This window comes from Vibrio sp. Isolate34 (assembly GCF_022397915.1).
Lineage (GTDB): Bacteria > Pseudomonadota > Gammaproteobacteria > Enterobacterales > Vibrionaceae > Vibrio.
On the sequence record NZ_JAKEUO010000030.1, the window covers coordinates 25,244 to 34,547 of the forward strand.

Annotated in this window: 7 protein-coding genes; 4 read left to right on the forward strand and 3 right to left on the reverse strand. The window is 45.1% G+C overall.

Going from position 1 to position 9,304, the window contains the following annotated elements; genetic code table 11:
- Positions 1-121: 121 nt before the first annotated feature.
- Complete coding sequence (locus tag L1D22_RS21190; RefSeq protein WP_239831133.1) at positions 122-640, forward strand: GNAT family N-acetyltransferase; 519 nt, start codon at positions 122-124, stop codon at positions 638-640.
- A gap of 114 nt (positions 641-754) precedes the next feature.
- On the opposite strand, the gene L1D22_RS21195 is transcribed toward L1D22_RS21190, so the two are convergent.
- Positions 755-1,201 carry a DUF417 family protein gene (locus L1D22_RS21195; protein ID WP_239831134.1) on the reverse strand — a complete coding sequence of 149 codons (447 nt, stop codon included), beginning with the start codon at positions 1,199-1,201 and terminating at the stop codon, positions 755-757.
- Between the two features lie 249 nt (positions 1,202-1,450).
- On the opposite strand from L1D22_RS21195, the gene L1D22_RS21200 reads away from it, so the two are divergent.
- Positions 1,451-1,813 (forward strand): RidA family protein, encoded by a 363-nt coding sequence (locus tag L1D22_RS21200; RefSeq protein WP_017632780.1) that lies wholly within the window; start codon positions 1,451-1,453, stop codon positions 1,811-1,813.
- 127 nt (positions 1,814-1,940) lie between these two features.
- Here the strand turns inward: L1D22_RS21200 and L1D22_RS21205 are convergent, their stop codons facing one another.
- Positions 1,941-3,527 carry a BCCT family transporter gene (locus L1D22_RS21205; RefSeq protein WP_239831135.1) on the reverse strand — a complete coding sequence of 529 codons (1,587 nt, stop codon included), beginning with the start codon at positions 3,525-3,527 and terminating at the stop codon, positions 1,941-1,943.
- A 450-nt stretch (positions 3,528-3,977) separates the two neighbouring features.
- On the opposite strand from L1D22_RS21205, the gene L1D22_RS21210 reads away from it, so the two are divergent.
- Both L1D22_RS21210 and L1D22_RS21215 read left to right on the forward strand, forming a co-directional pair.
- Positions 3,978-7,145 (forward strand): glycosyl hydrolase family 18 protein, encoded by a 3,168-nt coding sequence (locus L1D22_RS21210; RefSeq protein WP_239831136.1) that lies wholly within the window; start codon positions 3,978-3,980, stop codon positions 7,143-7,145.
- A gap of 374 nt (positions 7,146-7,519) precedes the next feature.
- Complete coding sequence (locus tag L1D22_RS21215; protein ID WP_239831137.1) at positions 7,520-8,983, forward strand: sensor domain-containing diguanylate cyclase; 1,464 nt, start codon at positions 7,520-7,522, stop codon at positions 8,981-8,983.
- An 81-nt stretch (positions 8,984-9,064) separates the two neighbouring features.
- Here the strand turns inward: L1D22_RS21215 and L1D22_RS21220 are convergent.
- On the reverse strand, positions 9,065-9,304 hold a 240-nt coding region (locus tag L1D22_RS21220), incomplete at its 5' end, for a transposase (RefSeq protein ID WP_239830202.1).

Here is a 9,304-nt window from a genome sequence, read left to right on the forward strand (position 1 = left end):
TCTCTATTTGATGCACTTTAATGCATATGGCACAATCGCTTAGGTTGAATTGTGACGCTAATGTCGAGAGGAAGTATGGCAAGTCTTGGTGTTTTAGGTAGGCGTTATATGGGGATTAATCATGGATGTATTTTTACACTTACTTCACTCAAGCGATGTCAGTGCTTTATTAGAGTTTGAAGTCGAAAATAGAGAGTGGTTTGAGCAGTTTGTCCCAGCTCGGGAAGACCGTTTCTATTCCAATACGGGTGTTGCCGAACAAGTCACGACCTTTCTAACAGAGTATGATAATGGCGAGATGATTCCTATGTTGATCAAAGACGCTAATGGCACTATTTGTGGGCGAATCAACGTTCGTGATATCGACCAGAACGCTGAAAGTGGAGAACTAGGTTATCGAGTGGGTCACGCATTTGGCTCTAAAGGTATTGCGTCCAAGGCGGTGAGGAAGTTACTTATCTACTTGGCTGAGAACTCTTCCCTTAAATATGTTGATGCCTATGCGTTAGTGGGTAATGTCGGCTCAAATAAAATCTTATCCAATACAGGCTTTGAGTTAGTTGAGCGAGTTGAAAGTTACGCTGTGTTCAAAGGGAAGGATCAAGATGCTCATTATTACCGTAAAGCGTTATCTAATTAGATGGTTATTGGTCCAAACACATTAGAAGCTGGCAGCGTCCTTCTAGCCAGCTTCGAGTCTTTTTATTTCAAGGTTTAAGGTTACTTTTAGTTACGGCCACTTATAGATTTACGGTTACTTCTGAGGTTTGTTACGTTCGATTACGCTAATCGCGATCGCTAAAAACAGGATGTCTTTCACTAGGAAGAAGCTAGTGACTAAGATGCCATCCGATACTTTCCAAGCATTCGGCGTTGTAATTAGGAAGCTGAGTGTCACAACAAAGATAGCCGCTGCAGCAATACCTGAATAGAAGGCAACTGTCGGCTTCTTAAATCCAACGATCAGTCCAATTGCGACAATGATCTCCGCACCACCTACCATGTTAGACACAGCTTGTACTGAGAACAGCTTGTAAAGCCAGTTCATTGCAGGATGATTTGCGATTAACGGTTCAATGAGCATCGCTTCGGTTGGTGTAAACTTGTAAATACCAATCCAAGCGAGCACTAGTGCTACGCCAACCACTCCAAGGTTATATCCCACATTACTCTGTTTTAAATCATAGGTTTGAACATGCATAAAAGTACTCTATTTAATAAAATCCCTGAATATGACCGCACGAGTACAAAATTAATTTCGCTGTGAGAATAATACTTAATCTTTTTTAGTAAGCGCTGGTTCAAGATTTCATGAATCGGCTCGAAAAGTAGCTGGTTGCAAAGGGACGCTTTAAAGCAGGAAGAGCTCCGTTTAATTTTTGTTTTCAATATTAGGAATTTGGATTAGATTACGCTGACGTAAACCCTAATCATAAGAAGAGACTCGCTCGTGAAAATCCATAGAATTAACCCGACCAAACGTTGGTCTGATGTCACTGTATTTAATGGCATCGCAAGCTTTGTTGAAGTACCAGAGACGGATACATCGGCGGGAATTAAGAGTCAGGTTCAGCAAATTTTTGATCAAGCTGAAGAAATGATGAGTTTAGTCGACAGCGATAAATCTCGCGTATTGTCGGTGACTATTTACCTAACAGATTTCGCTAACTTCGATGCACTGAATGAAGTGTGGGATTCGTGGTTCCCTGAAGGCAGCGCACCAAGCCGTGCATGTGTAAAAGCCGAACTGGCAAACCCAGAGCTATTGGTTGAGATGTCGTTTATGGTTGCTGCGGGTGAAAAGTTTCAATAAGCCGAACTATCGGTAGAAATAAGCTTCGTCAATTCAAGTAACGAACAGATAAAACAAAGCCACTCAGGTGAATCACTTGAGTGGCTTTTCGTTCTATACGATACCCGAAACTAAATCGGGTTAGGTATTAAGCGATGCCTTGATCTCTTGCCATCTGCTTCGCGATCTTCGGTGCATGCCATAAACACGGTAGCAAGATGAAGGATACAGGAACGGCTGTGATCACAATGAACGACTGTAGGGCAGAAATACCGCCAGAGCCCATCGAGATAAGTGCAATAGCTACCGCACCCATGATGATACCCCAGAAGGTACGTACTGCTGCATTCGGCTCTGTTGTGCCCGTCATTACCACACTGATTGTGTAAGTCATTGAGTCACCTGTTGTCACGATGAACGTGGTCGTCAGGATAAGGAACAGAATTGCAATCAGAGTAGGGAACGGCAATTGCGCAGTAATTGCTAGAAGAACCGCCGGAAGGTTAAAGCCTTCGAACGCACTAGAAATCACACCTGGGTTCTCTAATTCAAACGCTAGACCACTACCACCAACGATGCTGAACCAGAAACACGTTACAAGCGGTGCAACGATGCTGATAGAAACGATCATTTGGCGAATAGTACGGCCGCGTGAAATGCGAGCAATGAAGATAGCCATCATCGGACCATAACCTAAGAACCAACCCCAGAAGAACACAGTCCAGCCACCTAGCCATGCTGTATCTTGGCGGTATAGCGCCATTGGGATGAAGTTATCGACCATTTCGCCCATCCCTTGCAGGTAGCCATCAACGATGAAGCTCGTTGGGCCAACTAGAAGGATGTAGCCGATTAGACACACAGACAAGATGATGTTGTAACGGCTGACCAGTTGGATACCTTTATTCACGCCACTTAGTGCAGACAGCGTGTACATTGCGATAGCAAATACGATAACAACACTTTGAGTCGCAAAGCTGTCTGAAATGCCAAACAGTTCGCTTAGCGCGTAGCTGATTTGTAGGCCAAGGAAGCCGATAGGGCCGATAGTACCTGCGGCTACAGCCACGATGCTGCATGCGTCGACTACGTTACCAATCCAGCTATTGATTGCTTTGTCGCCAAGTACTGGGTAAAGCAGCGTGCGTGGCTTAAGAGGAAGACCTTTGTCGTAATGCAGGTGCATTAACACGATGGAAGACAAACCACCTAAGATTGCCCATGCAAGGAAACCCCAGTGCATGAAAGATTGTGATAGAGCATTGAACGCCATCGCTTGAGGATCTGCGTTGCCATACAGTGGCGGAGCTGAAACAAAGTGAGCAATAGGCTCTGCGGCTGCCCAGAACACACCACCGCCGGCTAGCAGCGTACATAGGACGATAGACATCCATTTAAAGGTGGTCATTTCAGGGAGGGAAAGCGTTCCTAAACGAACGTGGCCTGTGCGCCCTAGTGCAAGCACTAAGCCGATAATAAAGTTGAGTAGTAGTAGGACTTGCCAGAAAGCACCGAACCACTTAGTTGAGTAACTAAAGCCGATGTTAACAAGTTCGGACAACACGGAGGTGTTGGTGAAAGCGAGGATGACAAAGAGGGTTAAAAAACTACCACTAAGCCAAAATACTGGGTTTCCGAGTTCCAGTTTTTCACCCAAAGATTGAGCTTTGTTGAAATTGATAGAAGTAGATTCTGCGTTGATGTTTTCGTTGGCGACTTGCGTCAAGTTGGACATTATTTCTTCGCTATATTTGGCTCTTTCAAGCCTATGTATTTCTCCCACACTTGCATAGAAATGTGAGTTTCGTCAAAAAAGCCGCCGATACTAACACATTTGTTATCAAAAAGTGGGCGAATTCCCAAAAGAAAACCAAATCATCTATAAATCTCTACTTTTTGGTTAGTTTTAATGCGAATTTTTTCTCAAACCTGAATCACATTTCCGATTTTTGAGACATTATTTTTTAGCTTTCCGAAATAAATTAATATTAGTTGTTGGTGCAAAATAAGTGTCGACTCATTGCATGCTATAAACAAATTAATGCGAGTCATTTTATAAATACCGAATATTTTAGGTGTTTAATTGGCGCTGTTACCTACAGTTGTTTTGCGAAGAGATTTAAGTGGTGAGGAAAATGCCATTTAGATTAAACATCTTGAAACAACAACTTAAGGGATAGCTAACATGCACCTAAACCAAGGAAGAGCGGCCAAGAAGGTTTTTACACTCAGTACTCTCACCGCGTCATGCTTAATGGCGTTCAACAGTTATGCGGCTGTTGATTGTTCAACGTTAGAAACGTGGGACTCTGCCACGGTTTACACCGGTGGTGATCAGGTTTCACATGACGGCAGCGCGTACTCAGCGAATTACTGGAATCAAAACAACAATCCGAGCCAATTTGAAGGTGATTACGCACAGTGGAAAAAACTGGATGTGTGCAGCGGTAATGGAGGCGGCGGTACACCAAATGAAGCGCCAACCGCCTCGTTAACAGCGCCAACCGCATCCGATGTGATTGTTGAAGGCGATAATGTGGTACTTAGCGCAACAGCACTGGACTCTGATGGCAGTGTCGCTTCGGTAGAATTTTTTGTTGATGGTTCGTCGGTTGCAGTAGTGACAGCGGCACCATTTGAGGCGGCTTGGGCTGCAACGTCTGGTAACCATCAAGTTTCAGTTGTTGCAACGGATAATGAAGGCGCAGAAAGTGTTGCAAGCGCGGTTTCTGTTTCTGTTGATTCAGCACAACCAGGTAATGAAGCACCGACAGTTTCAGTAGCACTTTCAGCGACATCTGTTGATGTTGGTGGTGTAGTTACACTGACAGCAACGGCAGCAGACAGCGATGGCACGGTTGATAAGGTTGATTTCTACGTAGCGGGTGCTCTTGTGGGTACAGCAGCGACAAGCCCATACACGCTAGATTACACAACCACTCAAGCAGGCTCTTTAGCGGTTTACGCTAAAGCGACAGACAACCAAGGCGCAACGGCGGACTCTACACAGGCTTCTTTGACGGTGAATGGCGCGCCAACGGTGAGCACATGTCGCCCTGATGGCTTGTATCAAACGCAAGGTGTCGATGTCCCTTACTGTACGATTTACGATGATGAAGGCCGTGAGAAAATGGGTGCGGATCACCCTCGCCGTGTGATTGGTTACTTCACCAGTTGGCGTGCAGGGGATGATCCACAAGCCGCTTACTTAGTAAATGACATCCCTTGGGAACAACTTACACACATTAACTACGCGTTCGTGAGCATTGGTTCAGACGGCAAAGTAAATGTGGGTGATGTAAACGATCCTGAAAACGCAGCTGTCGGTAAAGAGTGGCCGGGCGTGGAAGTTGATCCTGCATTAGGTTTTAAAGGTCACTTTGGTGCACTCGCAACCGCGAAGAAAAAACACGGTGTTAAAACGTTAATCTCAATCGGTGGTTGGGCTGAAACAGGCGGTCACTTCGCGACTGACGGCAGTCGAGTTGCTGATGGTGGTTTCTACACCATGACGACTAATGCTGACGGTTCTATTAACCATCAAGGTATCGAAACATTCGCGACTTCAGCGGTTGAAATGCTTCGTAAATACCAGTTCGACGGCCTAGATATTGACTACGAATACCCAACCTCAATGGCGGGTGCTGGTAACCCATACGACAAAGACTTCATGGAACCACGTCGTCAGTACCTATGGGCTTCGTACCAAGTATTGATGAAAGTGCTGCGTGAGAAGCTTGATGTGGCGTCTGCGGAAGATGGCAATCATTACATGTTAACTATCGCGGCTCCTTCTTCTGGTTACCTATTGCGCGGTATGGAAACATTCGATGTCACCAAGTATCTCGATTACGTAAACATCATGTCTTACGACCTTCACGGTGCGTGGAACGATCATGTTGGTCACAACGCTGCCTTGTTTGATACAGGCAAAGATTCAGAGTTAGCACAGTGGAACGTTTACGGCACTGCGGCTTACGGTGGTATCGGTTACCTGAACACGGATTGGGCTTACCATTACTTCCGCGGCTCTATGCCAGCAGGTCGTATTAACATCGGTGTGCCTTATTATACGCGTGGTTGGCAAGGTGTAACGGGTGGCGAGAATGGTCTTTGGGGTCGAGCTGCGCTACCAAATCAATCTGAATGTGCTGCTGGTACAGGCGAAGGCGAGAAGAACAACTGTGGCCATGGCGCAATTGGTATCGACAACATGTGGCATGACACCGATCCGAAAGGCAACGAAATGGGCGCGGGTTCCAACCCAATGTGGCACGCGAAGAACCTAGAGAAAGGTATTTGGGGTTCTTATGCGGATGCTTACAAGCTTGATCCTGTCAACGATCCAACGGATGTTCTAACGGGCACTTACACGCGTAACTACGATAGTGTCGCGGTTGCACCTTGGCTGTGGAATGCAGAGAAGGGCGTATTCCTTTCTACAGAAGATAAGCAGTCTATCGATGTGAAATCGGACTACGTTATCGATAAAGAAATCGGTGGCATCATGTTCTGGGAACTCGCAGGGGATTATAACTGTTATGTACTCGATGCGAGCGGCAACCGAACTTCAATCGATACCACTGAGCAAGCATGTAACAGCGGTAACGGTGAGTTCCATATGGGTAACACAATGACGAAAGCTATCTACGATAAGTTTAAGTCTGCAACCCCATATGGAAACAAAGTCGCGACGGGTGCTATCCCAACAGAAGCCTTAGATATCTCGGTATCGGTTGGTGGCTTCAAAGTCGGTGACCAAAACTACCCAATCAACCCTAAGATCACGTTCACGAACAACACAGGGCAAGCACTTCCGGGCGGAACTGAGTTCCAATTCGATATCCCAGTGTCAGCTCCTGATAACGCGAAAGATCAATCAGGCGGTGGTTTGTCTGTGATTGCTTCAGGTCATACTCGTGCAGATAACATCGGCGGATTAGACGGTACTATGCACCGCGTAGCGTTCACGTTGCCTGCATGGGAAGATCTTCCTGCTGGTGGTGTGTATGAACTAGACATGGTGTATTACTTGCCAATTTCAGGCCCTGCAAACTATGAAGTGAGCGTGAATGGCGTCGATTATGCCTTTAGCTTTGAGCAACCCGATCTACCATTAGGTGATATCAGTTCTGGTGGTGGTAACCCTGGCGATGGTGGCACAAACCCTGGTACGTGTGACACTGCAGGTTTAACGGTTTACCCGGATCTACCTCAGAAAGATTGGGCAGGTAATCCAAGCCATGCAAACACAGGTGACCAAGTCGTTCACAACGGCAGTATTTACCAAGCTAACTGGTGGACAAGCTCTGAACCGGGTAGCGACGGTAGCTGGACTCAGGTTTGTTCTTAATAAAGACGAAATGGGTTAAACCAATACGTTAATAGTGCAGTACACGACTGTTGGATAAGTGAGTGTAAGAACGCATTCAAACACCGTGTACTGAGTTTAAACAAGGCGAAAGGCAATGATGAAAGATAACAAATACGAATGGTTTTGAGTCTATTTATCAGTATCTTAGTGTGATTTAAACATACAACTCAAACGTAAAATCAAAACGCCGAACTGAATTCAGTTCGGCGTTTTTGCTATAAGTCACAGATTGCGTATAGAAATCTCTCAAAATATCGACACTCGTTCAGTAAAAAACACAACTATGATATAAAACAGTCTGTTTATCACAAAAACAATAGCGTTCCCTAAAATTAAAAAGCTACGGGGTCATTTTGAAAGTCAGGCGTAATTACATTCTTAGTTTTTCAATTGTACTGGCCGTAGTTTCTTTGATCCTGTCTGCTGTTCAGTTCAACCGAACGAAAGAATCACTATTAGAATCCAATCAGTTCTTCTTTCGTACCATTGTGAACGCGAGCTATGACATCGTAGATACCACAGTCAACGAAGCGATAAGAACATATCTCAAAGGTGTGACTGATACCGTCACTTCTCATACTGTGCGTGTCAATCCAGAACAAGAAGTCGATGAGGTCATCCGAATTGCCAATGAGTTGGTGATTGGAGAGTCAGGCTATATCTATCTAATGTCGCCTCAAGGTGTTCACCTTTACCACCCGTTCCTAGAAGGGCAAAATCGTGCACACCTAACCCATATCCAACAGCAATTGAGTCTAAAATCAGGAATGACCCAGTATTCTCACGCCAATCCACATGAAGTCGGTAAACGTGCGAAGGTTGCATATTCAGTGAGGCTACCGAGTGGTAACACATTAGTGGCGACCACTTATAAAGATGAACTGATGTATCTGGTTGATCTTGAAGCGCTTAAAGACAAGTTGAGAAAGTACTCCTATGGCGATAGTGGTTATGTGTATATCGTTGATTTACAGGGTGAGTTAGTTCTTCAACCCCATTTTGAACACCAGCATTTAAAAGCCTTGATTGAAGACTCTTCAGAGTTGTTGCTCTATAAGGTTGTGGCTGAACCAGAAGGCCACTTTAGCTACTCAATCTCCACGGAAGATGGCACGACAAGCAAAAACATCTTCTATAAGTTTTACCCATATCTGAACTGGGTTATTTCAGCGGGTGTGTTAGAACAAGAGCTCAACAAAAATCACAGCTTGTTGCTGGCAAGTTTGATGACGTTGGTGTTTAGCCTGCTGAGTATTATTGTGGTTCTGGTCCTTTACCTGCGGCACCGTCACCTAAAGGTTTTAGATGTGGCGAGCCGTGATTATCTTACTGGATTGCACAGGAGACGCAGTTTCCTTGAGCAGATTAAGTTGAGGATATCGGATAACTCGCCTTATCCATTGCAAGGTGTTGGCGTCATTCTATTGGATATTGACCATTTTAAATCAGTGAACGACCTACACGGACATGCGCAGGGTGATAGGGTGATTTGTGCCGTCGCAAAAACCTTGAAGCAGTTTACAAGTAACCATCGCTTGATTGCTCGTTATGGTGGAGAAGAGTTTATTCTGGTGACGTTTGACTGTGATGAGCGTCAGCTGTTCGAATTGTCAGAAGCGTTAAGACACAGAGTCGAACAAATACAAGGTTTGGTGTCACCAGTCACAGTGAGTGCAGGGTGTTGTTATGCTCAGGTGTTGTTTCAGATAGAAGGCACGATCGAAAAGGCCGACAAAGCACTTTACCAAGCTAAAGAGAGTGGCCGTAATAACACTCAGATGTATCGAGAGAACGAATATCGCATTGCTTATACTTGATGCACTTTCAACGGGGTCGTTTGAAGGCAGCTTTTAAAACGACAGATCAAGCGATTGATAAACGACAGACATAAAAAAGGTTCATCGCGGCTTTCCGGGGAAAGCCGCTTTTATCTTCAAGAAGAAGTAATCTGTATCTCGATACCCATACCCCATTCGCTTGATTAGCTTTATCTTGTTGTTTATCCCTTCTAGTGTGCAGGTGTTTAAGGGGTAACTTGCCGATGCAATAATGCCGTGAAGATAAGGCCTCAGTTTTCGTGCGAACTCTTTCAATGGCTTAATTCCACTCTCTTGCACTTGTGCCCACCATACCTCCCA

Bases quoted from the DNA above. Each gene is read 5' to 3' on its own strand.
- L1D22_RS21190 (WP_239831133.1), top strand. From the start codon at position 122: ATGGATGTATTTTTACACTTACTTCACTCAAGCGATGTCAGTGCTTTA.
- L1D22_RS21210 (WP_239831136.1), top strand. From the start codon at position 3,978: ATGCACCTAAACCAAGGAAGAGCGGCCAAGAAGGTTTTTACACTCAGT.
- L1D22_RS21205 (WP_239831135.1), bottom strand. From the start codon at position 3,527: ATGTCCAACTTGACGCAAGTCGCCAACGAAAACATCAACGCAGAATCT.
- L1D22_RS21195 (WP_239831134.1), bottom strand. From the start codon at position 1,201: ATGCATGTTCAAACCTATGATTTAAAACAGAGTAATGTGGGATATAAC.